The sequence below is a fragment of the Streptomyces sp. NBC_00582 genome (assembly GCF_036345155.1).
GTDB lineage: Bacteria > Actinomycetota > Actinomycetes > Streptomycetales > Streptomycetaceae > Streptomyces.
The window spans coordinates 5437479-5461723 of record NZ_CP107772.1 but is presented as its reverse complement, the minus strand read 5'-3'; the positions used below and the strand labels follow the sequence as shown (position 1 = coordinate 5461723).

21 protein-coding genes are annotated in these 24245 nt (G+C 69.8%); 12 read left to right on the top strand and 9 right to left on the bottom strand.

All coding sequences use genetic code 11. From position 1 onward, the window contains the following. Positions 1–166: 166 nt before the first annotated feature. The 7 genes from OG852_RS24340 (at position 167) to trxA (ending at position 9929) form a co-directional block, all read left to right on the top strand. On the top strand, positions 167–2605 hold the full coding sequence (locus tag OG852_RS24340; protein WP_330348950.1) for a DUF6049 family protein: 2439 nt from the start codon (positions 167–169) through the stop codon (positions 2603–2605). Positions 2606–2650: 45 nt separating this feature from the next. After that, positions 2651–4939 carry a murein biosynthesis integral membrane protein MurJ gene (gene murJ / locus OG852_RS24335; RefSeq protein WP_330348949.1) on the top strand — a complete coding sequence of 763 codons (2289 nt, stop codon included), beginning with the start codon at positions 2651–2653 and terminating at the stop codon, positions 4937–4939. Positions 4940–5076: 137 nt separating this feature from the next. Beyond that, the gene (locus OG852_RS24330; RefSeq protein ID WP_330348948.1) at positions 5077–6792 is read left to right on the top strand and encodes a protein kinase family protein; all 1716 of its coding nucleotides are present in this window, start codon (positions 5077–5079) and stop codon (positions 6790–6792) included. A 27-nt stretch (positions 6793–6819) separates the two neighbouring features. Then, positions 6820–7545 carry an RNA polymerase sigma factor SigM gene (gene sigM / locus OG852_RS24325; RefSeq protein WP_133911129.1) on the top strand — a complete coding sequence of 242 codons (726 nt, stop codon included), beginning with the start codon at positions 6820–6822 and terminating at the stop codon, positions 7543–7545. After that, entirely contained in the window at positions 7542–8417 is an 876-nt protein-coding gene (locus tag OG852_RS24320) for an anti-sigma factor family protein (RefSeq protein WP_330348947.1), read from the top strand. The genes sigM and OG852_RS24320 overlap by 4 nt, the downstream gene beginning before the upstream one ends. 166 nt (positions 8418–8583) lie before the next feature. Further along, a complete protein-coding gene (gene trxB, locus OG852_RS24315; RefSeq protein WP_330348946.1) occupies positions 8584–9552 on the top strand; it encodes a thioredoxin-disulfide reductase in 969 nt (322 codons plus the stop codon). A gap of 44 nt (positions 9553–9596) precedes the next feature. Further along, on the top strand, positions 9597–9929 hold the full coding sequence (gene trxA, locus OG852_RS24310) for a thioredoxin (protein ID WP_055632129.1): 333 nt from the start codon (positions 9597–9599) through the stop codon (positions 9927–9929). Between the two features lie 87 nt (positions 9930–10016). Here trxA and OG852_RS24305 read toward each other — a convergent pair whose 3' ends face one another. The 9 genes from OG852_RS24305 to rpmH form a co-directional block, all read right to left on the bottom strand. Continuing rightward, positions 10017–10634: a GNAT family N-acetyltransferase gene (locus OG852_RS24305; protein ID WP_330348945.1), complete on the bottom strand. Its 618-nt coding sequence runs from the start codon at positions 10632–10634 to the stop codon at positions 10017–10019. A gap of 312 nt (positions 10635–10946) precedes the next feature. Continuing rightward, complete coding sequence (locus OG852_RS24300; protein WP_330348944.1) at positions 10947–12044, bottom strand: ParB/RepB/Spo0J family partition protein; 1098 nt, start codon at positions 12042–12044, stop codon at positions 10947–10949. Then, positions 12041–13114 (bottom strand): AAA family ATPase, encoded by a 1074-nt coding sequence (locus tag OG852_RS24295; RefSeq protein ID WP_133911299.1) that lies wholly within the window; start codon positions 13112–13114, stop codon positions 12041–12043. Before OG852_RS24295 ends, OG852_RS24300 begins: the two co-directional genes overlap by 4 nt. A 256-nt stretch (positions 13115–13370) precedes the next feature. Next, positions 13371–14087, bottom strand: a complete 717-nt coding sequence (rsmG, locus tag OG852_RS24290; RefSeq protein ID WP_133911124.1) for a 16S rRNA (guanine(527)-N(7))-methyltransferase RsmG — start codon at positions 14085–14087, stop codon at positions 13371–13373. 117 nt (positions 14088–14204) lie between these two features. Beyond that, a complete protein-coding gene (locus tag OG852_RS24285) occupies positions 14205–14714 on the bottom strand; it encodes a Jag family protein (protein ID WP_133911123.1) in 510 nt (169 codons plus the stop codon). Positions 14715–14729: 15 nt separating this feature from the next. Continuing rightward, the gene (gene yidC, locus OG852_RS24280; RefSeq protein WP_133911122.1) at positions 14730–16004 is read right to left on the bottom strand and encodes a membrane protein insertase YidC; all 1275 of its coding nucleotides are present in this window, start codon (positions 16002–16004) and stop codon (positions 14730–14732) included. A 3-nt stretch (positions 16005–16007) separates the two neighbouring features. After that, on the bottom strand, positions 16008–16355 hold the full coding sequence (gene yidD / locus OG852_RS24275) for a membrane protein insertion efficiency factor YidD (protein ID WP_133911121.1): 348 nt from the start codon (positions 16353–16355) through the stop codon (positions 16008–16010). After that, the gene (gene rnpA / locus OG852_RS24270) at positions 16352–16723 is read right to left on the bottom strand and encodes a ribonuclease P protein component (protein ID WP_133911120.1); all 372 of its coding nucleotides are present in this window, start codon (positions 16721–16723) and stop codon (positions 16352–16354) included. Before rnpA ends, yidD begins: the two co-directional genes overlap by 4 nt. 21 nt (positions 16724–16744) lie before the next feature. Continuing rightward, entirely contained in the window at positions 16745–16882 is a 138-nt protein-coding gene (rpmH, locus tag OG852_RS24265) for a 50S ribosomal protein L34 (RefSeq protein ID WP_018846094.1), read from the bottom strand. A gap of 400 nt (positions 16883–17282) precedes the next feature. Between rpmH and dnaA the strand changes: the two genes are divergently transcribed. The 5 genes from dnaA (at position 17283) to OG852_RS24240 (ending at position 24060) form a co-directional block, all read left to right on the top strand. After that, positions 17283–19253, top strand: a complete 1971-nt coding sequence (dnaA, locus tag OG852_RS24260; RefSeq protein WP_330348943.1) for a chromosomal replication initiator protein DnaA — start codon at positions 17283–17285, stop codon at positions 19251–19253. Positions 19254–20132: 879 nt separating this feature from the next. Continuing rightward, positions 20133–21263: a DNA polymerase III subunit beta gene (dnaN, locus tag OG852_RS24255; protein ID WP_133911118.1), complete on the top strand. Its 1131-nt coding sequence runs from the start codon at positions 20133–20135 to the stop codon at positions 21261–21263. 190 nt (positions 21264–21453) lie between these two features. Next, positions 21454–22329 carry a phosphogluconate dehydrogenase (NAD(+)-dependent, decarboxylating) gene (gnd, locus tag OG852_RS24250; protein WP_330348942.1) on the top strand — a complete coding sequence of 292 codons (876 nt, stop codon included), beginning with the start codon at positions 21454–21456 and terminating at the stop codon, positions 22327–22329. Positions 22330–22381: 52 nt separating this feature from the next. Next, the gene (gene recF, locus OG852_RS24245; protein ID WP_330348941.1) at positions 22382–23503 is read left to right on the top strand and encodes a DNA replication/repair protein RecF; all 1122 of its coding nucleotides are present in this window, start codon (positions 22382–22384) and stop codon (positions 23501–23503) included. Further along, positions 23500–24060 (top strand): DUF721 domain-containing protein, encoded by a 561-nt coding sequence (locus OG852_RS24240; RefSeq protein ID WP_330348940.1) that lies wholly within the window; start codon positions 23500–23502, stop codon positions 24058–24060. Before recF ends, OG852_RS24240 begins: the two co-directional genes overlap by 4 nt. Positions 24061–24245 lie beyond the last annotated feature (185 nt).

Sequence of the window (24245 nt, the reverse complement as noted above, 5' to 3'; positions counted from 1 at the left end):
AGCTTCTTCACCGACGCTCCCCTCCATACGCGACGATAGAGGACAGGAGGAAGGCCCCGCCCGATCTTGTGGACCGGTCCGCGGCACTTCACCTCCGCGCACATCGTTACCATGCGTGGACGCACATTCCGACGACCACTGACGACGACGAGAGACGGGCGAACGCGTGGCCGAGGCGGCAGACTTCCCGGGGATGAGTCCCTCACCTGCCCGCCGGTGGCTGCGGCGCACCGGAGCACTGCTCGCCGGGGCGCCCCTGCTGGCCGGGCTGCTGCAGCTGCCCGCTCTCCCCGCGCACGCCGACGCCGCGACAGGCGTCAAGGAAGCCTCCGACAAGGGCTCGGTCTCCGTGGCCGTCGACTCCCTCAGCCCGGCCGTCCCCACCGACGGCGACACCGTGACCGTCTCCGGCACCGTGACCAACAAGGGCAAGCAGGCCGTCACCGACGCCCACGTCGGCCTGCGGGTGGGCTCCGCGCTCACCACCCGCTCGGCGGTCGCCGACGCCGCAGAGGACGCCGCCGGCCTCTCCTCCGGCTACGGCTCCGAGGTGGGCGGCAAGTACGTCGCCGAGTTCGCCAAGCTCACCCCCGGCGTCGCCGAGCACTTCAGCATCTCCGTACCGGTCGACGAGCTGGACCTCGGCGCCGACGGCGTCTACCCGCTCGGGGTCACGCTCTCGGGCGAGACGTCCGCGCAGTCGTGGGAGCAGGTGCTGGGCATCCAGCGGACCTTCCTGCCGTGGCAGCCCGACGGGGCGGACACGGCGACGCGGACGACGGTCCTGTGGCCGCTGGTCTCCACCGTGCACATGACCGCCGAGACCGGCTCGAACGCGAGCCAGACGCCCGTCTTCCTCAATGACGACCTCGCCGAGGAGATCGCCCCCGGCGGCCGCCTGGACCAGTTGCTGAGCCTCGGCAAGGAACTCGACGTCACCTGGGTGATCGACCCGGACCTGCTCGCGTCCGTCGACGCGATGACCGGCAGCTACCGGGTCCGCGCCGACGGTGACACCACCACGGCCGGCACCCACCAGGCGGTCGCCAAGGAGTGGCTGGCCGAGCTGCAGGACGCCGTGGCCGACAAAGAGGTCGTCGCCCTCCCCTTCGCCGACCCGGACCTGGCCTCCCTCGCCCACAACGGCACCGGGGTCGCGGGCTCGCTGAGCCAGCTCAAGGCGGCCACCGACGTCGCCGCGACCACGGTGGAGACGATCCTCCACGTGACGCCGAGCACCGACTTCGCCTGGCCGGTGGACGGTGCCGTCGACCCCTCGATCGTGAAGGTCGCCACCTCCGCCGGCGCCGACAAGGTGATCGCGCGCAGCGACAGCCTGGCGGAGACCGGCAGCCTGTCCTACACGCCCTCCGCAGCCCGGGCCATCGGCGGCGGGACCACGGCGGTGGTCGCCGACGCCCGCCTGTCCAAGACGTTCCAGGGCGACCTGACCAACGCCTCCGCGTCCACGCTGGCGGTGCAGCAGTTCCTCGCCCAGAGCCTGGCCCTGAACCTGCAGACGCACAAGCAGCGCAGCATCGTCGTCGCCCCGCAGCGCACACCGACCGCCGGCCAGGCGCAGGCGATGGCGGCGGCCGTCACGGCCCTGCAGAACTCCGGCTGGTCGCAGTCCCAGGACCTCACCGCGGCCGCCGAGACCAAGCCCGACGGCGGCGCCACCACCAAGGTGCCCTCGCGGTCCTCGTACCCCTCCTCGCTGCGCAAGCAGGAGCTGCCGAAGTCGGCCTTCGAGCAGATCGCGGCCACCCAGGACAAGCTCGACAACTTCAAGGTGATCCTCACCGACAAGTCGCGGGTGGTGACCCCCTTCGGGCGGGCCACGAACCGGGAGATGTCCACGTCGTGGCGGGGCCGCTCCACCTCGGCGAGCACCTTCCGCCAGGGCGTGCAGAGCTACCTCGAGACCCTCACCGACCAGGTCAAGCTGATCGACAAGTCGGAGACCAAGCTCTCGGGGCGCAGCGCCACGATCCCCGTGACCGTGCAGAACAACCTGGTGCAGGGCGTCCACCACCTGGTCCTGCGGCTCAGCTCGAGCAACGACACCCGCCTGGAGATCGGCGGCCACGACTCCGACGAGCAGTTCATCGAGGTCTCCGGCGGGCACAGCACGACGGTGAAGTTCACCACGTCGGCCAATGTGAACGGCCAGACCACGGTGACCGCCCAGCTCTACACCGAGGACGGCCAGGCGTACGGCGCCCCGGTCCGCTTCGATGTGAAGGTCACCGAGATCACGGCCACCGTGATGCTGGTCATCGGCGGCGGTGTGCTGCTGCTCGTGCTGGCCGGCTTCCGTATGTACACCCAGCGCAAGCGGGCGGCGGCGCGTGAGGCCCAGCAGGCGGACACCGAGGACACCGAGGCCGCCCCGGAGGGCGAGGCCTCGGAGGTCGACGGCGCCTCCGGGACTCCTGCGGCCCCGGAGAACCCGGAGGACCCCGAGAACTCGGCGGACCGTACCGAGGGAGAATCGGCCTCCCGGTCCGGGGCAGACGACCCGGAGCAGGCGAGTGACGGGACAGCGGACACCGCAGCGGAAAGCACGGCCCCCTCGGGGACGGGTGAGAGAGTGGACCGTTGAGGATGTCGTGGCCGGTGGGCCCGGGACGATGAGGTGGGGTAAACCATGAACGCGCCGTACGAGGGTGACCGCGGCCAGGCCGCGGGCAGCTCGGGTCACCCCGAGGGCCCGCCGCCCGAGCACGGCCAGGTGCCGCCGCAGCACGCCGCGGACATGTACCTCCAGGACGCCTACGACCAGGACCCCTACCGGTCCCAGGACCTCACCGCGCAGGATCCGGTCGCCGAGGCGCTCTACGACCGTGCCGCGCACCCCCCGCCGCCCCCGGGCCCGTACCAGCCGCAGCAGCCGCTCTACGGCCGCCCGGCGCAGTCCCCGTACGCGCCCGACCCGCAGGTGTGGGCCCAGCCCCCGGCGCCCGAGCCGGAGGGCCCCAGCCAGTACCTGCCCTACGGTGACGACCCCCGCACGACCCAGTTCGTGGGCGTGGACGACCTGGTGTCGCACTCCGGCGAGGAGCAGCACCAGCCCGACGCGTTCGCGCACCTCTTCAAGGACCAGCAGCAGGGCGGTACCCGTCCGCCGGTCGAGTCCCCGGCGGTGCCGGGCCCGGCCGTGGCTCCCGGCGGCCAGGGGCCCGTGCCGCGCCACCAGGCTGCGGCGTCCGTGCCGCCCGTGGACGACCGCACCATGAACCTGGGCAGCGCGGCCCCCGTGGTCGAGGCACCGGCTCCCGAGCCCGCCGCGCCGGCCGCGAAGAAGGGCGGCAAGGCGGCCGGGCTGCTGAAGTCCAGCGCCGTGATGGCCGCGGGCACGATGGTCTCCCGCCTCACCGGCTTCGTCCGTTCGGCGCTGATCGTCTCCGCGCTCGGCGTCGGCCTGCTCGGCGACACCTTCCAGGTCGCCTACCAGCTTCCGACGATGATCTACATCCTGACCGTCGGCGGCGGCCTCAACTCCGTGTTCGTGCCGCAGCTCGTACGGGCCATGAAGGAGGACGACGACGGCGGCGAGTCCTACGCCAACCGGCTGCTGACGCTGGTGATGGTGGCGCTCGGCGTGCTCACCGTCGCCGCGGTCGCCGGCGCCCCGCTGCTGATCCGGGCGCTGTCCGACCCGGTCGCCAGCGACCCGGCGGCCAACGAGGTCGGCATCACCTTCGTCCGCTACTTCCTTCCCTCGATCTTCTTCATGGGCGTCCACGTCGTGATGGGTCAGATCCTCAACGCGCGCGGCAAGTTCGGCGCGATGATGTGGACGCCGGTCCTGAACAACATCGTCATCATCGTGACGCTGGGCACCTTCATCTGGGTCTACGGCACCGCCGCCGACTCCGGCATGAAGGTCACGACCATCCCGCCGGAGGGCCAGCGGCTCCTCGGCATCGGCGTCCTGCTGGGCCTGGTCGTGCAGGCGCTCGCGATGATCCCCTACCTGCGGGAGACCGGCTTCCGGCTGCGGCTGCGCTTCGACTGGCGCGGCCACGGGCTCGGCAAGGCCGTGACGCTCGCCAAGTGGACGTTCCTGTTCGTCCTCGCCAACCAGGCCGGCGCGATCGTCGTCTCCCAGCTGTCGACCGCGGCCGGCAAGGCCTCGCCCGTCGACGGCACCGGCTTCGCCGCCTACGCCAACGCCCAGCTCATCTGGGGCTTGCCGCAGGCCATCATCACCGTCTCGCTGATGGCCGCCCTGCTGCCGCGCATCTCCCGCTCGGCGGCCGAGGGCGACGGCGGCGCGGTCCGCGACGACATCTCGCAGGGCCTGCGCACCACGGCCGTCGCGATCGTGCCGATCGCGTTCGGCTTCCTCGCACTCGGCATCCCGATGTGCACCCTGATCTTCGGCTCCTCCGGCACCGGCGAGGCCACCAACATGGGCTTCATGCTGATGGCCTTCGGCCTCGGCCTGATCCCCTACTCGGTGCAGTACGTCGTCCTGCGCGCCTTCTACGCCTACGAGGACACCCGCACCCCCTTCTACAACACCGTCATCGTGGCCGCGGTCAACGCGAGCGCCTCGGCGGTCTGTTACTTCGTCCTGCCGGCCCGCTGGGCGGTCGCGGGCATGGCCGCCGCGTACGGCCTGGCCTACGCGATCGGTGTCGGCGTCGCCTGGAACCGGCTGCGCAAGCGGCTCGGCGGAGATCTCGACGGCTCCCACGTCCTGCGCACGTACGCCAGACTGTGCATCGCCTCCGTGCCGGCGGCCCTGATCGCCGGCGCGGCCTGCTACGGCATCGCCCAGACCCTGGGCCAGGGCGTCCTCGGCTCGCTCGCCGCCCTGCTGGTCGGCGGAGCGCTGCTGCTCGGCATCTTCTTCGTCGCCGCCCGCCGCATGCGCATCGAGGAGCTCAACTCCCTCGTCGGCATGGTCCGCGGGCGCCTGGGGCGCTGAACGAGGGGGTAGTCGCACAACCATCGTTGGCCGCCGCGTGTCGTGCATAGCGGCGGACTGTGGGCACAATTGGATCCGGCGTCGGACGGCGCGCACGAGGTCGGCGGCGCGCATGGGATGGGGAGGCAGGAACGACGGTGGCGGAACGGAGTACGGCTGCCGTCGACGTGGCAGACAACAGCGGCGACGAGCCGCTGACCGCACAGGCGGACCAGTCCACGGCCGACGGGGTGGCCAAGAACCGGGAGCGGGACACGGACAGCGACGAGGCACAGGGGAGTGGCGGGACAGAACATCCCGGGAAGGCCTCACCGCCTGAACTGCACAGCGGCCACAAACTCGCCAGACGGTACCGCCTCGAGGAGTGCGTCACCCGTCTGGACGGTTTCAGCAGTTGGCGTGCGGTGGACGAGAAACTCCGCCGTGCCGTGGGGGTGCACGTACTGCCCGCGGACCACGCCCGGGCGCGCTCGGTGCTGGCCGCGGCCCGTTCCTCGGCGCTGCTCGGCGACCCTCGCTTCGTGCAGGTCCTGGACGCCGTCGAGGAGAACGACCTCGTCTACGTCGTCCACGAATGGCTGCCCGACGCGACCGAACTGACGACGCTGCTCGCGTCCGGCCCGCTGGAGCCGCACGACGCGTACCAGATGGTCAGTCAGATCTCCTCGGCGATGGCGGCGGCGCACCGCGAGGGGCTGTCACATCTGCGGCTGAACCCCAACGCCGTGCTGCGCACCTCCACCGGCCAGTGGCGCATCCGCGGGCTCGCGGTGAACGCCGCTCTGCGCGGCATCACCTCGGACACCCCGCAGCGCACCGACACGGAGGCGATCGGCGCCCTGCTCTACACGGCGCTCACCCAGCGCTGGCCGTACGAGAACGACGCCTACGGTCTGTCCGGGCTGCCGAAGGACGTCGGTCTGATCGCACCCGACCAGGTCCGCGCCGGCGTCCACCGGGGGCTGTCCGAGCTGGCCATGCGGGCGCTGGCCAACGACGGGGCGACGGCGTCCCGGCACGAGGCCGCGTGCACCACTCCCGAGGAGCTGGTGAAGGCGATCGGGGAGATGCCCCGCATCCGCCCGCCGGAGCCCGTGTTCACCGCGCCGCCGGAGTACCAGCGCACGACGTACCAGCAGGGCACCTACGGCCGCCCCGCGCCCCACCCGGGCGCCACCCAGCCGGTCCCGACCCCGCCGCCCCCGCTGCAGAGCCGCACCGGGCGGGTGCTGAAGTGGGCGGTCTCGGCCCTGCTGATCGCCGCGCTCGGCCTGGGCAGCTGGCAGCTGGCGGACGTCCTGATGAACCAGGACAAGTCCGACGACACCAAGAAGACCCAGACGACGGACGACGGTGACAAGAACAGCGCGTCGCCGAAGCCGGTCATCACGCTGAAGATCCATGGCGCCGCCGAGTACTACCCCGACGGGGCGGCCCAGCACCCCCAGGACGTGAAGCTGACCTACGACAACGACAGCTCCACGTACTGGCGGTCCAAGTCCTTCACCGGAGGACCCGTGCTCGCCCCGTACAAGCAGGGCGTGGGCATCGTCTACGACCTGGGGTCCGAGCAGAGTCTGTCGGCCGCTTCGATAGGGCTCCTCTACGGCGGGAACTACACGGCCGCCACGCTGTACGCGGCCGATTCCCTCTCGTCGTCGGCGTCGCTCAGCTCCATGACGAAGATCGCCGACGCCAAGACCACCGGCAAGGAGTTGGAGATCTCCGCCAAGACGCCGGTGAAGACGCGGTACGTTCTCGTATGGATCACGGCGGCCCCGTACTCGGGGACGGACGCCTACAGCGGGGACGGCTACAAGCAGGCCATCACCGACGTGAAGTTCACGGGGTGATGACTCACCGGAGAGGAAGGGGGTCCGATGGCGCAAAGCGGCGGCTACGACGCGGCGAGCGACCAGGACCTCCTCGCCCGGCATGTGGAGGGCGACCCCGACGCCTTCGGTGAGCTTGTACGGCGCCACCGGGATCGGCTCTGGGCGGTTGCCCTGCGGACGCTGGGGGACCGCGAGGAGGCCGCTGACGCCGTCCAGGACGCCCTGGTGTCGGCCTACCGCGCCGCCCACACCTTCCGCGGCCAGTCCGCCGTCACGACCTGGCTGCACCGCATCACCGTGAACGCCTGTCTGGACCGGGCCCGCAAGGCGGCCTCCCGCAAGACCTCGCCGGTCGACGACACCGAGCGTCTGGAGCACCTGCTCGAACCCCATGAGTCGGCCGCCGCCCCCGCGGAACGCAAGGACGTGCACCGCCAGCTCCTCGAAGCCCTCGGCACCCTCCCGCCCGACCAGCGAGCGGCGCTCGTCCTGGTCGACATGCAGGGGTACCCCGTCGCCGAAGCCGCCCGCGTCCTCGATGTGCCGACCGGGACGGTGAAGAGCCGCTGTGCCCGGGGCAGAGCCAGGCTCCTGCCCCTGCTCACCCATCTGCGACCGGAGAACACCGGGGACGCCGAGGAAAGCGGCGGTGGACGGAACCGGGCGCAGGGGACATCCGTCCCACCGGCAGCGGACCCTCCCGACGACGGGTCGGGCGGTGCCGGGTCAGGGGATTCAACAGCGGTGAAGGGCGGAGGTGGGCGAGCGTGACATCGACGACGGACACGACCGGACACCCGGACGTCGCGGAGATCTCCGACCTCACCGAGGGCCTGCTCGCCCCTTCCCGCAGCGCCGATGTACGCCGGCACCTCGACGGCTGCGCACTCTGCGCCGACGTCCACGCGTCACTCGAGGAGATCCGCGATCTGCTCGGCACGTTCCCCGAAGCGCCTCCGATGCCGGACGACATAGCCCACCGCATCGAGGGCGCCCTCGCCGCCGAGCGCGACGCCGCAGCCGTCGGAGGCACGGTGTCCCGCGGTGCCTCCACGGCAGCCCATGTTTCACGTGAAACAGCGACCGCCACGGACCGCCCCTCGGGACATGCCCGCACCTCCACCACCGGTCCGGGCCGCAAGAGCGGCAAGCGGGGCGGGCGCCGAAGGATCGCCGTCCTGGGCGCCGTCCTCGGTGCCGCCGCCCTGGGGCTCGGGGGCGTCCTGATGTCGTCCCTGACGGGAGACGGGGAACCGGGTAGCTCCCCGCAGGCGCACTCCACCGCCTCGGACACCTTCGCCCAGGGCACCCTGGAGCAGAGGGTCACGGAGCTCCTCGGCGAGGCCCAGGGATCGAAGGCGCCGAACAGCGTCGGCATCGACGGTGTCAGCGGCAGCCCGAGCACCAAGGTCTTCAAGGAGCCCACGGTCCCCGACTGCGTCCAGAAGGGCATCGGCCGCACCGACGCCGCCCTCGCCACCGAGGAAGGCGTCTACAAGAGCACGGACGCGCTTCTCGTCGTGCTGCCCGACACCTCCGACAGCACCAAGGTCGACGCCTACCTCATGGACAGGACCTGCGTCACGCATCCCTCGTCGGGCCCGGCCAAGATCCTTCTCAAGGACTCCTTCACCCGTCACTGACGGCCCACCTGCGGCTCCGTCCTCGGCTGTTCTCCCCAAGGGGTCCTTACTCCGTGTGCCCGGACACACCGGGAATGCGCGCCCCTTAGGATCCGTTGGGTGGGGTGAGAGTTCAGAGCAGCTCCCACCGGTCGAACGACGCAGACCAGAGACGAGGAACTAAGCCGTGAGCGACGTCCGTAACGTGATCATCATCGGCTCCGGGCCCGCCGGCTACACCGCCGCGCTCTACACCGCGCGTGCGTCGCTGAAGCCGCTGGTGTTCGAAGGCGCCGTCACCGCGGGCGGTGCTCTGATGAACACCACCGAGGTGGAGAACTTCCCTGGCTTCCAGGACGGCATCATGGGCCCCGAGCTCATGGACAACATGCGCGCCCAGGCCGAGCGCTTCGGTGCCGAGCTCATCGCGGACGACATCGTCTCCGTCGACCTCACCGGTGAGATCAAGACCGTCACGGACACGGCCGGCACGGTTCACCACGCCAAGGCCGTCATCGTCGCCACCGGCTCCCAGCACCGCAAGCTCGGCCTGCCGAACGAGGACGCCCTCTCCGGCCGCGGCGTCTCCTGGTGTGCCACGTGTGACGGGTTCTTCTTCAAGGACCAGGACATCGCCGTGATCGGCGGCGGCGACACCGCGATGGAGGAAGCCACCTTCCTCTCCCGCTTCGCCAAGTCCGTCACGATCGTCCACCGCCGTGACACCCTGCGCGCCTCCAAGGCGATGCAGGAGCGCGCCTTCGCCGACCCGAAGATCAAGTTCGTCTGGGACAGCGAGGTCGCCGAGATCCAGGGCGACCCGAAGCTGGCCGGTCTGAAGCTGCGCAACCTCAAGACCGGAGAGCTCTCCGACCTGGCGGTCACCGGTCTGTTCATCGCCATCGGCCACGACCCGCGCACCGAGCTCTTCAAGGGCCAGCTCGACCTGGACGAGGAGGGCTACCTCAAGGTCGCCGCGCCCTCGACCCGGACGAACCTGACCGGTGTCTTCGCGGCTGGTGACGTGGTGGACCACACCTACCGCCAGGCGATCACCGCGGCCGGCACCGGCTGCTCCTCCGCTCTCGACGCCGAGCGCTTCCTCGCCGCCCTCGCGGACGAGGAGCAGGCCGAGCCCGAGAAGACTGCTGTCTGACCCCCCTCTCCCGCCCCACCGCACAAGGAATGAAGGAGCCCCCTGTGGCCGGCACCCTGAAGAATGTGACCGACGCCGACTTCGATGAGGTCGTCCTCAAGAGCGACAAGCCCGTTCTGGTGGACTTCTGGGCCGAGTGGTGCGGCCCGTGCCGCCAGATCGCTCCGTCCCTCGAGGCCATCGCCGCCGAGCACGGCGACAAGATCGAGATCGTCAAGCTCAACATCGACGAGAACCCGAACACGGCGGCGAAGTACGGCGTCATGTCGATCCCGACGCTGAACGTCTACCAGGACGGCGAGGTCGCCAAGACCATCGTCGGCGCCAAGCCGAAGGCCGCGCTCGTCCGCGACCTGGAGACCTTCATCTCCGAGTGACGCACCGTTTCACGTGAAACAGTGCGTGAAACAGCAACGTGGAACAGACGTGGGGCCGGTCCGCGAGGACCGGCCCCTTCGTCATGCCTACAGCGGTCGCAGCGCCGGCTCCTTCTGTACGGCCCCCAGCAACCGGTCCAGGGCCATCTCCACGTCTTCCTTCCAGGAGAGCGTGGTCCGCAGCTCCAGTCGCAGCCGCGGGTGGCGGGGATGCGGTCGTACCGTCTTGAAGCCCACGGCCAGTAGATGATCGGCGGGGAGCAGACAGCCCGGTTCCTTCCACCGCGCGTCGCCGAACGCCTCGATCGCTTTGAAGCCGCGCCTCAGCAGATCCTTCGCGACGGTCTGCACCATCACCCGGCCGAGCCCCTGCCCCTGGTACCCCGGCATGATGAACGAGGTCATCAGCTGCACGGCGTCCGGTGCCGCGGGACTCGTGGGAAACGCCGTCGAGCGGGGCACATAGGCGGGCGGTGCGTAGAGGACGAATCCCACGGGACGATCGTCGACGTACACCACCCGGCCGCAGGATCCCCAGTCCAGCAGGACGGCGGAGATCCAGGACTCCTTCTCCAGCGCAGCCGTTCCCGCCTTCAGCGCGGCCGCACCCCTGACGGGGTCGAGTTCCCAGAAGACACACGAGCGGCAGCGCTTGGGAAGGTCCTGAAGGTTGTCCAGCGTGAGCGGTACAAGCCGACGCCCCATGAAGGCTGTTCCTCGCTTCCTTCGCCCGCAGCGTCGCGAGCGGCTGTCAGAGCGCTGCGTTCCCTGAGCAGACTGCCGACGAAGCCGCCGACCGCGCCCAGTCCCAGCCCCGCGCTCACCAGTCCCGTCCGGCTCATCGTTCGCATGGCCCCCGCCTCCCACGTCGAGGTGCTGCCTGGTGGATGCGCCCTATCCCCTCGCATCGTATCCACGTTGCGATTCCCGTCGATACCGACTGAACGCAAAGAGCGAGCCGTGTCCCGGACACACCGGACACGGCTCGCTCAGACCGTCGCAGGGCCGACCTGTGGCTCAGTCGTCCGCTTCCTCGGAGTCGTCCTCCTCGCCGAGCCCCTTCTGCAGGGCGAACCCCTCGCCGGGGGCCAAGGTGCCGAGGATCCGCTCCAGGTCATCGACGGAGGCGAACTCGACGGTGATCTTGCCCTTCTTCTGCCCCAGGTCGACCTTCACCCGGGTCTCGAAGCGGTCCGAGAGCCGGGTGGCGAGCTCGGACAACGCCGGGGAGACCAGAGCCCCGGCACGCGGCTTCCGGGAACGCTGGGCCGTCTGCGGCCGGGAACCCATGAGGGTCACGATCTCTTCGACGTTTCGCACCGAGAGTCCCTCGGCCACGATCCGGTGGGCCAGCCGCTCCTGCTCCTCCGCGTCCTCCACGGAGAGCAGCGCGCGAGCGTGCCCGGCGGAGAGCACCCCCGCCGCCACCCGGTTCTGCACGGCCGGCGAGAGCTTCAGCAGACGCAGCGTGTTGGAGACCTGCGGGCGGGACCGGCCGATGCGGTCCGCGAGCTGGTCGTGCGTGCAGTTGAAGTCCTTCAGCAACTGGTCGTAGGCGGCAGCCTCTTCCAGCGGGTTCAGCTGCGCCCGGTGAAGGTTCTCCAGGAGGGCGTCCAGCAGAAGCTTCTCGTCGTCCGTGGCCCGCACGATCGCCGGGATCGCCTCCAGACCCGCCTCGCGGCAGGCCCGCCAGCGCCGCTCACCCATGATGAGCTCATAGCGCCCGGGACCGAGCTGCCGTACGACGACCGGCTGGAGGAGACCGACCTCCTTGATGGAGATGACGAGTTCTTCCAGCGCGTACTCGTCGAAGACCACGCGGGGCTGCTGCGGGTTCGGCGTGATCGCGTCGAGGGGGATCTCGGCGAAGTAGGCACCGATGGGCGGTGCGGGCGTCTCCTCCGCGTCGTAGGCCGACAGATCCGCTGTTTCACGTGAAACAGTCGGCAGTGTGGCCACCTTCGCCGCGGCCACCCCGCGGTCGGAGTTCAGACCCGGTCCGCCCGCCGGGGACGGGGAGCCCGTCACCGCGGTCTGCGCCGGCGTCTTCTCCGTCGGGGCGGCAGGGATCAGTGCGGCGAGACCACGGCCCAACCCCCTCCGTCGCTCATTCACTGGATCCCCTCCACCATGCTCGGATTGTTCTGTGCGCCGATATGGGCGTGGGTGGCGTCATAGCTGATCCCGACACCCTTCAGCGCGATCTCTCGGGCCGCCTCAAGATAGGAGAGGGCACCGCTCGATCCTGGATCGTAGGTCAACACCGTCTGCCCATAGCTCGGTGCTTCGGAGATACGGACCGAGCGAGGAATGCTCGTCCGCAGGACCTCGTCTCCGAAGTGGGTGCGCACCTCCTCGGCGACCTGGGACGCCAGGCGCGTCCGGCCGTCGTACATGGTGAGCAGAATGGTCGACACATGCAGAGCGGGGTTGAGATGCCCCCGTACCAGGTCGACGTTGCGCAGGAGCTGGCCCAGTCCTTCCAGTGCGTAGTACTCGCACTGGATCGGGATCAGGACCTCGGCACCCGCCACGAGCGCGTTGACCGTCAGCAGGCCGAGCGAGGGCGGGCAGTCGATGAGGATGTAGTCCAGCGGCTGCTCATAGGCCTGGATGGCCCGCTGCAGCCGGCTCTCCCGTGCCACCAGGGATACCAGCTCGATCTCCGCACCGGCGAGATCGATCGTGGCGGGAGCGCAGAAGAGGCCTTCGACATCGGGGACCGGCTGGACGACCTCCGCGAGCGGGCGGCTCTCGACCAGCACGTCATAGATGGACGGAACCTCGGCGTGATGGTCGATTCCCAGGGCAGTGGACGCGTTGCCCTGCGGGTCGAGGTCGACGACGAGGACCCGGCCGCCGTGCAGGGCCAGGGAAGCGGCAAGGTTCACGGTCGTCGTGGTCTTGCCGACCCCGCCCTTCTGGTTGGCGACCACGATGATCCGGGTCTGCTCCGGACGTGGCAGACCCTCGCCGGCGCGGCCCAGTGCCTCCACCGCCAGTTGGGCAGCACGACCGATCGGAGTGTCGTCCATCGGGGGCGGTGTTTCACGTGAAACATCCTCCCCCAAGGACTCGGTACGGGGACCGGGGACCGGATCGGCCATCGGTCCCGCGATGTTGGCGTCGGACCGCAAGGATTCACTCTCCTCGACTTCAAGCTCGCAATGAACAGAGCCTGCCATGTCTTCGGGGTCGCGAACCAGTGAGGCCTGTTGTTCTGTGGAGAAATCCACCTCTGTGGACAACTCCACGCCCGCATCGAGTGAACCGAGAGGCTTGTCCAGCGAGCCGAAGGACTTACGGTCGCGGGGTTCGGCAGCGGCGCGGCCGCGGCTGATGATGCCGTGGAGCAGGGAGCGACGTTTCACGTGAAACACGATGCCCACTACCTACGGCCGAATGGACGCGACACTCCCACCCCGTCACCTCAACGACGGCTCACCGTCGGCGGCGGACACGCCCCGTCCGGGCCGCCTTCGCCCGCTTGGCCGCGAACCGCACGCCTCCGGGGCTCTCCCCGACCTCGACCCGCACCACCGTGGAGAGCGGGTCGACGACGTCCTCGCCGACCTGGAGGATCGAGGTGCCGACCGCGCCCAGCTTGCTCAGAGCCGTGGCCGCGCTCTTCAGCTCCTCCTCGGCGGTGTCGCCCTTGAGCGCGAGCATCTCACCGTAGGGGCGCAGCAGCGGGATGCCCCAGGTCGCCAGACGGTCCAGGGGAGCCACGGCACGGGCGGTCACCACATGCACGGGCGGAAGCTTGCCCATGACCTCCTCGGCGCGGCCACGGACCACGGTGACATGGTCCAGGCCGAGGAGCTCGACGACCTCGGTGAGGAAGTTCGTGCGCCGCAGCAGCGGCTCCAGAAGAGTGATCTTCAGGTCCTCGCGCACCAGCGCCAGGGGGATACCGGGCAGCCCGGCACCCGAGCCCACATCGCACACGGTCACGCCCTCGGGCACGACCTCGGAGAGCACCGCGCAGTTGAGGATGTGCCGCTCCCACAGGCGGGGCACCTCGCGCGGGCCGATGAGGCCGCGCTGTACGCCTGCCTCGGCCAGGAGCTCGGCGTACCGGACCGCATCCGCGAAGCGATCACCGAATACCTCGCGTGCCACCTCGGGCGCAGGGGGGAGCTCCGCTGCCTCCGTCACGGGGACCGTCCTTCCGTACCGCATCGGCGTCCTGCGCCGACCACCAGAAACACCAGGCTGACAAAGACCGGCCCCGCCTGCGCTACAGACGGGGCCGGGGTGACGCACGTACCGAAACTAGTTGGGAAGCACGACGACGAAGCGCTGCGGCTCCTCGCCCTCGGACTCGCTGCGCAGACCCGCGGCCTTGACCGCGTCATGGACGACCTTGCGCTCGAAGGGCGTCATGGGCTTCAGCTTCACGGGCTCGCCGCTGTTCTTGGCGTCGGTCGCGGCCTTGGCGCCCAGCTCGGAGAGCTCGGCACGCTTCTTGGCGCGGTAGCCCGCGATGTCCAGCATCAGCCGGCTGCGGTCGCCGGTCTCCCGGTGCACGGCCAGGCGCGTCAGCTCCTGCAGTGCCTCCAGCACCTCGCCGTCCCGGCCGACCAGCTTCTGCAGATCACGGGCGCCCGAGTCGCTGATGATCGACACAGAGGCGCGGTCGGCCTCGACGTCCATGTCGATGTCGCCGTCGAGATCGGCGATGTCCAGCAGACCCTCGAGGTAGTCCGCCGCGATCTCGCCCTCCTGCTCCAGGCGGGTCAGGGTGTCTGCACCCTCGGCAGCGGAGGTGGTGCCTTCCGTCACGGGATGGGCTCCTTCTTACTTCTTGGAGGGGGACTTGGGGCGCTGCGGGCCGCCCTTGCGCTGCCCGGACTGGGCCTTGCTGCGTCCGCCCCCCGTAGTGGCCTTGGGGGCGGTCCGCGGGGCGGCGTCGGAGGGCTTGTCGTCCTCGGGCTCGTCGGACTTGCTCAGCGAGGTGGTCTCACCGGCCGCCTTCGGGCCGCCGGACTGGCGCTGCGACTTGGACTGCCGCTTCGGCTGCTGGCGCTTGGCGGCGGCCGCGCTCGTGGTGGTGCCGTCCTCGGTCTCCACGACGGTCTGGGCGTCGCTCTTCACCACGGTGCCGTCGGCCTGGGCCGCGAGACCCGCCTTGGTCAGTCCGTTGATGAACTTGCGCTCGGCCTCGTTGCGGTCACGGCCCTTGGCGACGATGGCCTTGATGATCGTCTTCTCGCTGCGGCGGCGGGTCTTGCCGGCGTGCGTCACGTGCTTGTACAGGCGCTCCAAGTACGCGGCCTGGGCCTTGGAACCCGGGGTCGGGTTGTTGTGGATGACGTACATCTGCTGGCCCATGGTCCACACGTTGGTGGTCAGCCAGTAGACGAGGACACCGACCGGGAAGTTGATGCCGAAGACGGCGAACATCACCGGGAAGACGTACATCAGCATCTTCTGCTGCTGCATGAACGGCGTCTTCACCGAGGTGTCGACGTTCTTCGTCATCAGCTGGCGCTGGGTGAAGAACTGCGAGGCCGACATCAGGACGATCATGATCGCGGTGACGACCCGGACGTCCGTGAGCGAGGCTCCGAGGGCCGAGGCCTCCGACGCGCTGTCGGTGAACTTCGCGGCCAGCGGAGCGCCGAAGATGTGCGCCTTCTGCGCGCTCTCCAGCAGGCTCTGGTTGATCACGCCGATGGTGTCACCGTTCGCGATGCCGTTGAGCACGTGGTAGAGGGCGAAGAAGAACGGGGACTGCGCCAGGATGGGAAGGCACGAGGAGAGCGGGTTGGTGCCCGTCTCCTTGTACAGCTTCATCATCTCTTCGGACTGACGCTGCTTGTCGTTCTTGTAGCGCTCCTGGATCTTCTTCATCTCGGGCTGGAGCGTCTGCATGGCCCGGGTCGCCTTGATCTGCTTCACGAAGAGCGGGATCAGGCAGATGCGGATCAGGATCACCAGAGACACGATCGACAGGCCCCAGGCCCATCCGGTGTCAGGGCCGAAGATCTTGCCGTACACCGTGTGGAACTGGACGATGACCCAGGAAACGGGTGTCGTGATGAAGCTGAAGAGGCTGGCAATCGTGTCCACTAATCATGCTCCTTGGGCATGGGACGGGGTCTCTGCGGCCGGGCTCGAGGAATGCTCGGTGGCCGTTTCGGCGGCGGAGGTCCCGCCCCTGCGTGCACGCCAGGCGTCGCGCAGCATTTCGTGCCACCGCGGGCGCTTCCGCGGCGGGACATGGTCCACACCCCCCAGCGACCACGGGTTGCACCGCAGGATGCGCCAGGCGGTGAGTGCCGTTCCCTTGATCGCGCCGTGCCGGTCGACGGCCGTGTAGCCGTAGTGGGAGCACGAAGGGTAGTACTTGCAGACCGGACCCAGCAGTGGACTGATCGTCCACTGGTAGAGCTTGATCAGGGCCAGCAGCGGGTACTTCATCGCGCGCCCCCTCCCAGCAGCCTTTGAAGGGCGGCATCAAGGTCTTGGGTCAGCTGTGCGTGGTCGGCGTCACCCGCACCGGGCAGCGCCCGTACGACTACCAGGCTACCGGGGGGCAACAGAACGACTCGGTCGCGCATCAGATGGCGAAGTCTGCGCTTCACCTTGTTGCGCACGACCGCTCCACCCACGGCCTTGCTCACGACGAAACCCGCACGCGTCGGGGGAGCGCTCTCCCCAGGCGCGTGCGGGTCCGTGGCACCGCTTCGAAGGTGGACGACGAGCGTCGGGCGTCCGGCCCGGCGGCCCCGTCGTACCGCGGTCGCGAAGTCCTCGCGCCGCCTCAGCCGATGCTCGGTAGGCAGCACGACGTCATGACCTGATCAGGCTCAGGCGGACAGGTTCGCGCGACCCTTGCTGCGGCGGTTCGCGAGAATCGCGCGGCCGGCACGGGTGCGCATCCGCAGGCGGAAGCCGTGGGTCTTGGCGCGACGACGGTTGTTCGGCTGGAAGGTGCGCTTGCTCACTCGGGGGCTCCAGAAATCAAATCGGTGTGGCGGGTGCCGTCCTGGCTGTCACCGTGCGCCCACGAGTAGCTCTCGTTACGCCCGAGTGCACCGCTTCCCGATCACCTGACGCGATCTGTGCCCATCGGAGGCAGGCGGCAGCAGCCATCGACAACTCGACCTGGTTACGGTACGCGCGGCTGCGCCATCCGGTCAAACCAGGGGTCACCGGGAGACACTATCCACAGCCTGGGGACAACAACTTGAACCGCACCCGTCGCCCTGACTACCGTGGCTGGACTCCGATTCGTTCCTTTGACCCCTGCTTCCCGACCGCGAGTACTCGGCTCCCGCCGAACTGCATGACGACCCGTCCCGCAACCACACGTTCGTGGGACCCCCCCACGAGAGAGCGTGCCCTGTGGCTGACGTACCTGCCGATCTTGCCGCAGTGTGGCCACGCGTACTGGAGCAGCTCCTCGGTGAGGGCCGTGGCCAGGGTGTCGAGGCGAAGGACGAGCACTGGATCCGGCGCTGCCAGCCGCTCGCGCTGGTCGCCGACACCGCGCTGCTCGCCGTACCGAACGAGTTCGCCAAGGGCGTACTGGAGGGCCGGCTGGCCCCCATCGTCAGCGAGACGCTGAGCCGTGAGTGCGGCCGCCCGATCCGTATCGCGATCACCGTGGACGACTCCGTGGGCGAGCCCCCGGCCCCGCCGGCGCCCCCGGTCCAGCAGCAGCCGCAGCCGCGCTACGAGGAGCCCGAACTCCCGTCCGGCCCGTACGACCGCCCGTACGACGAGCCCAAGGGCCGCTACGACAGCACGTACGACAACTCCTACGACAGCCCTTATGACGGCGGCTACGGCCGGCACCGCGCCGAGCAGCTCCCGGGTCCCTCCGGCGAGGGTCAGCGCGGGGACCAGCTCCCGACCGCGCGGCCCGCGTATCCCTCGGAGTACCAGCGCCCGGAGCCCGGCGCCTGGCCGCGGCCCCAGCAGGACGACTACGGCTGGCAGCAGCAGCGGCTGGGCTTCCCGGAGCGCGATCCGTACGCCTCGCCGTCCCAGGACTCCTACGGCTCCCCGGCCAAGGACCCCTACGCGTCCCCGTCCGCGGACTCCTACTCCCAGGACTCCTACGGTCAGCCGTCGCAGGACTACCGGCCGCAGTCGATGGAGCGGCCGCCGTACGACCCCGCTCCCTATGAGCAGAAGCGGCCCGAGTACGACCAGCGGGACGCCGGCCGGCGTGAGCTGCCCGAACCTCCGTCCGGTTCGGGTCCGCCGCAGCGGCCCGGCGCACCGGGGATGCCCGGGTCGGCCGCGCCGTCGCCCTCGACGGGCGGACCGGGGGAGCCGACCGCACGGCTGAACCCGAAGTACCTCTTCGACACGTTCGTCATCGGCGCGTCCAACCGCTTCGCGCACGCGGCCGCGGTCGCCGTCGCGGAGGCGCCCGCGAAGGCGTACAACCCCCTCTTCATCTACGGCGAGTCGGGGCTGGGCAAGACGCACCTGCTGCACGCGATCGGACACTACGCGCGGAGCCTGTACCCCGGCACGCGCGTGCGGTACGTCAGCTCGGAGGAGTTCACCAACGAGTTCATCAACTCCATCCGCGACGGCAAGGGCGACAGCTTCCGCAAGCGGTACCGGGAGATGGACATCCTGCTCGTCGACGACATCCAGTTCCTGGCGGACAAGGAGTCGACGCAGGAGGAGTTCTTCCACACCTTCAACACGCTCCACAACGCGAACAAGCAGATCGTGCTGTCCAGTGACCGGCCGCCCAAGCAGCTCGTGACGCTGGAGGACCGGCTGCGGAACCGTTTCGAGTGGGGTCTGATCACCGACGTCCAGCCGCCCGAGCTGGAGACGCGGATCGCGATCCTGCGCAAGAAGGCGGTGCAGGAGCAGCTCAACGCCCCGCCGGAGGTACTGGAGTTCATCGCCTCGCGGATCTCGCGCAACATCCGGGAGCTGGAGGGCGCGCTGATCCGGGTGACCGCCTTCGCCTCGCTCAACCGGCAGCCGGTGGACCTGGGGCTGACGGAGATCGTCCTGAAGGACCTGATCCCCGGCGGCGAGGACTCGGCGCCCGAGATCACCTCCACGGCCATCATGAGCGCCACCGCCGACTACTTCGGCCTCACGGTCGAGGACCTGTGCGGGACCTCGCGCGGGCGGGCGCTGGTGACGGCCCGGCAGATCGCCATGTATCTGTGCCGTGAGCTGACGGACCTCTCGCTGCCGAAGATCGGCGCGCTGTTCGGCGGCCGCGACCACACCACGGTCATGCACGCCGACCGCAAGATCCGCAATCTGATGGCCGAGCGGCGCTCCATCTACAACCAGGTGACCGAGCTGACCAACCGCATCAAGGCCGGCTGACCGCCGTACGACGCCGTGGAGGGCGCCTCGGGAGCCATCCCGGGGCGCCCTTCGTGTGTGGAGGGCTGTCGTCGTGTCCCGGCCGCTCGTCATCCGGTGTTCGATTCCAGGCCGGGTTACGGCCGCCCTCCACAGATTTGGTGACTTTTTCCCGTCCACACCCTGGGGACCCGGAAGTTGTCCAGACTGTATCCACAGGCGAGCCTGTGGGAGGAGCATCGAGCCAGGTCAACAGGTTGTGGATTCGTGGACAAAGACCGTCCACAGGCTGTGGACAAAAAGTCGGTCCACAGGCTGTGCACGAAGTTGTCCACCGGCAACCCACAGGCTGCGGCCGGTTGTCCCCAGCGATCAGCGGTTTCTCCACATCTCTGTCCACTGTTCGGCAAGCCGACGCGTCTTCTCACTGTGTCGAGTGAAAGGCGTCACACGAAGTTGCCGGGTTGGGCTGTGGGAAAGACGGGTAAAGCTGGGGACGACGCTGGGGAGAAGTCGCCCCTCCCTGTGCACGGAGTGTGCAGAACTTTCTGTTCTCCACAGACGGGCCCGGTTGTCCACCGCCTCCGCCCACAGGGCCAGTGGATAAAAAACAGCCTCTGAGCTGCGAAAACAGGGTTATCCACGGTATCCACAGGCCCTACTACTACTGACAACTAGAGAGAGCCAGGAATCCGTTTCGAAGTGGGTCCTGTGCACAACTCGCTCTCCGGTGCCCGGCTGCCCCTCGTCACGACTTGACCCCGAGAGGCACCTACTGTCAGTGCGGTGCGTCAGACTGGTCCCCGGTGGTCCTTCCCCTCACAGGGGCCGACCAACCGACACCAGACAGACGAAGCCAGGCAGGCCGAGAAGCGCCGGCAACAGCAGGAGGCGGCAAGAGTGAAGATCCGGGTGGAACGCGACGTACTCGCGGAGGCAGTGGCCTGGGCGGCGCGCAGCCTCCCGGCCCGTCCGCCGGCGCCTGTCCTCGCGGGCCTGCTGCTGAAGGCCGAGGACGGCGCCCTGAGCCTCTCCAGCTTCGACTACGAGGTCTCCGCGCGCGTGTCCGTGGAGGCCGAGGTCGAGGAGGAGGGCACGGTCCTCGTCTCCGGCCGTCTGCTCGCGGACATCTGCCGCGCGCTCCCCAACCGGCCGGTGGAGATTTCCACAGACGGTGTACGGGCGACCGTGGTCTGCGGCTCCTCGCGGTTCACCCTCCACACACTGCCTGTGGAGGAGTACCCGTCGCTGCCCCAGATGCCGAACGCGACGGGCACCGTCCCCGGCGAGGTCTTCGCCTCCGCCGCCGCCCAGGTGGCGATCGCCGCCGGCCGTGACGACACGCTCCCCGTCCTCACCGGTGTGCGCATCGAGATCGAGGGCGACACCGTCACCCTCGCCTCCACCGACCGCTACCGCTTCGCGGTCCGCGAGTTCCTGTGGAAGCCGGAGAACCCGGACGCCTCCGCGGTCGCCCTGGTCCCCGCCAAGACGCTCCTGGACACCGCCAAGGCCCTCACGAGCGGCGACAGCGTCATCCTGGCGCTCTCCGGCTCGGGCTCCGGCGAGGGCCTGATCGGTTTCGAGGGCGCCGGCCGCCGGACGACCACCCGTCTCCTCGAGGGCGACCTGCCGAAGTACCGCACGCTGTTCCCGACCGAGTTCAACTCCGTCGCCGTGATCGAGACCGCCCCCTTCGTGGAGGCCGTCAAGCGTGTGGCCCTGGTCGCCGAGCGCAACACCCCGGTGCGGCTCAGCTTCGAGCAGGGCGTGCTCATCCTGGAGGCCGGCTCCAGCGACGACGCACAGGCTGTGGAAAGGGTCGACGCCCAGCTCGAGGGCGACGACATCTCGATCGCCTTCAACCCGACCTTCCTGCTGGACGGCCTGAGCGCGATCGACTCCCCCGTCGCCCAGCTCTCCTTCACGACGTCCACCAAGCCCGCGCTGCTCAGCGGCAAGCCGGCCATGGACGCCGAGGCGGACGACGCCTACAAGTACCTGATCATGCCGGTGCGACTGAGCGGCTGAGCCGCCCGACGTTGTCCACAGGCCGTGGAGAACCACCTCCCGGCCTGTGGGCAAACCCGCAGGTGAGCCTGTATGTGGGCCCCCACGTCTGAGCGCGTATGCCCACAGGTGTGCGTGAGCGTCCGGGTTTAGGCTCGGACATGGGTACGAAGGTGCCCCACACGCCACACAGCGACCTAAGGAACAACTGATGGAGCTCGGTCTCGTCGGCCTCGGCAAGATGGGCGGCAACATGCGCGAGCGGATCCGCCGCGCGGGCCACACCGTCGTCGGATACGACCGCAACCCGGACCTCGCCGATGTCCACAGCCTCGAAGAACTCGTGGGCAAGCTCGAGGCCCCGCGCGTGGTGTGGGTGATGGTCCCGGCCGGTGCCGCCACCCAGTCGACGATCGACGAGCTGGCCGAGCTGCTGGAGCCGGGCGATGTCGTCGTGGACGGCGGCAACTCCCGCTGGACGGACGACGAGAAGCACGCCGAGGAGCTGGCCGCCCAGGGCATCGGCTTCGTCGACTGCGGAGTCTCCGGTGGCGTCTGGGGCCTGGAGAACGGCTACGCGCTGATGTACGGCGGCACCGAGGAGAACGTCGCCAAGGTGCAGCCGGTCTTCGACGCGCTGCGGCCCGAGGGCGACTTCGGCGCGGTGCACGCCGGCAAGGTGGGCGCGGGCCACTTCGCCAAGATGGTCCACAACGGCATCGAGTACGCCATGATGCAGGCCTACGCCGAGGGCTGGGAGCTCCTGGAGAAGGTCGACTCCGTCACCGACGTGCGCGAGGTCTTCCGCTCCTGGCAGGAGGGCACGGTCATCCGGTCCTGGCTGCTCGACCTCGCGGTCAACGCCCTCGACGAGGACGAGCACCTCGACAGGCTGAAGGGCTTCGCCCAGGACTCCGGCGAGGGCCGCTGGACCGTGGAGGCCGCCATCGACCACGCCGTGCCGCTGCCCGCGATCACGGCCTCGCTGTTCGCGCGGTTCTCCTCCCGCCAGGAGGACTCCCCGCAGATGAAGATGATCGCGGCGCTGCGCAACCAGTTCGGCGGCCACGCGGTCGAGAAGAAGTAATCCACAGGGTCGCCCCGCGATCCACAACCCTGGGGGAGGTCGGCGAACGACCATGCACGTCACGCATCTGTCGCTGGCCGACTTCCGCTCCTACGCCCGGGCCGAGGTCCCCCTCGACCCGGGCGTCACCGCCTTCGTCGGCCCCAACGGCCAGGGCAAGACGAACCTCGTCGAGGCCGTCGGCTATCTCGCCACCCTCGGCAGCCACCGGGTCGCCTCCGACGCGCCCCTGGTTCGCATGGGCGCCGACCGCGCGATCATCCGGGCCCAGGTCAGACAGGGCGAGCGGCAGCAGCTCGTCGAGCTGGAGCTCAACCCCGGCAAGGCCAACCGCGCCCGCATCAACCGGTCCTCGCAGGTCAGACCCCGCGACGTGCTGGGCATCGTACGGACCGTGCTGTTCGCGCCCGAGGACCTCGCGCTGGTCAAGGGGGATCCCGGGGAGCGGCGGCGGTTCCTGGACGAGCTGATCACGGCCCGTTCGCCGCGGATGGCGGGGGTGCGGTCGGACTACGAGCGGGTCCTCAAGCAGCGCAACACCCTCCTGAAGTCCGCGGCTCTCGCGCGGCGGCACGGCGGACGGTCCATGGACCTGTCGACGCTCGACGTGTGGGACCAGCACCTCGCGCGGGCGGGGGCCGAGTTGCTCGCGCAGCGGCTCGACCTGGTCGCGGCCCTCCAGCCGCTCGCCGACAAGGCGTACGAGCAACTCGCGCCCGGCGGGGGGCCGCTGGCCCTGGAGTACCGGCCGTCGGCGCCCGGCGAGGCGCACACGCGCGAGGATCTCCACGCCCAGCTGATGGCGGCGCTCGCGGACGCCCGCAAGCAGGAGATCGAGCGGGGCGTCACCCTCGTAGGACCTCATCGGGACGATGTGGTGCTCAAACTCGGTCAGTTGCCGGCCAAGGGGTACGCCTCCCACGGCGAGTCCTGGTCCTACGCGCTCGCGCTGCGGCTGGCCTCCTACGACCTGCTGCGGGCCGAGGGCAACGAGCCGGTGCTGGTGCTGGACGACGTCTTCGCCGAACTGGACGCGCGCCGGCGGGAGCGGCTGGCCGAACTGGTCGCGCCCGGGGAGCAGGTGCTGGTGACGGCGGCCGTCGACGACGACGTACCGCATGTGCTGAGCGGGGCGCGGTACACCGTGGCGGACGGGACGGTGGAGCGCGTATGAGCGAGCAGGAGCCCCCCGTGACCCCCGGGCCCCCCGACGGCCGCCCCAGGACGCCCGAGCCCTCCGGCGTCGACCTCGCGCGCGTGGCGCTGCGTGCGGCGCGCGAGCAGGCACGCGCGCGGGGGGACGCCGCGCAGCAGAAGAAGCAGGCGCGCCGCGGCGGTGGCCTGCGCTCCGGCGCGCGGGCGGACGGGCGCGATCCCATGGCGCTCGGCGCGGCGATCAACCGGCTGCTGAACGAGCGCGGCTGGGAGGCGCCGGCCGCCGTGGGCGGGGTGATGGGGCGCTGGCCCGAGATCGTCGGCGAGGACGTGGCCAAGCACTGCGTGCCGGAGCGGTACGACGAGGACGAGCGGGTCCTGGTGGTGCGCTGCGACTCCACGGCCTGGGCGACGAATTTGCGGCTGCTGGCCCCGACGCTGGTCGCCCGGCTCAACGAGGACCTCGGACACGGCCGGGTCAGACAGATCAAGGTGCAGGGTCCCGGCGGCCCGGTCCGCCGCTACGGCCCGCTGCGCGCCCCCGGGAGCACCGGCCCCGGCGACACATACGGGTGATCTGCGTCACGTGAGGACGGCCGGGTTGGCACGCGCGTACCGCCCCGGCCGTCCTCACGTGTGTCCGGCACAAGCTCCGCGGGGGGCGCGCCGTTCTTCGCCCACAGCCTGTGGACGGCCCCGGAAGGGCCCGCAGGCGGGGGCGATTTCCCGCGATTTCCGACCTGACCCGTCGGTAGCCAAGG

Bases quoted from the DNA above. Each gene is read 5' to 3' on its own strand.
- murJ (WP_330348949.1), top strand. From the start codon at position 2,651: ATGAACGCGCCGTACGAGGGTGACCGCGGCCAGGCCGCGGGCAGCTCG.
- sigM (WP_133911129.1), top strand. From the start codon at position 6,820: ATGGCGCAAAGCGGCGGCTACGACGCGGCGAGCGACCAGGACCTCCTC.
- OG852_RS24305 (WP_330348945.1), bottom strand. From the start codon at position 10,634: ATGGGGCGTCGGCTTGTACCGCTCACGCTGGACAACCTTCAGGACCTT.
- OG852_RS24295 (WP_133911299.1), bottom strand. From the start codon at position 13,114: ATGGCAGGCTCTGTTCATTGCGAGCTTGAAGTCGAGGAGAGTGAATCC.
- yidD (WP_133911121.1), bottom strand. From the start codon at position 16,355: ATGAAGTACCCGCTGCTGGCCCTGATCAAGCTCTACCAGTGGACGATC.
- gnd (WP_330348942.1), top strand. From the start codon at position 21,454: ATGGAGCTCGGTCTCGTCGGCCTCGGCAAGATGGGCGGCAACATGCGC.
- recF (WP_330348941.1), top strand. From the start codon at position 22,382: ATGCACGTCACGCATCTGTCGCTGGCCGACTTCCGCTCCTACGCCCGG.
- OG852_RS24240 (WP_330348940.1), top strand. From the start codon at position 23,500: ATGAGCGAGCAGGAGCCCCCCGTGACCCCCGGGCCCCCCGACGGCCGC.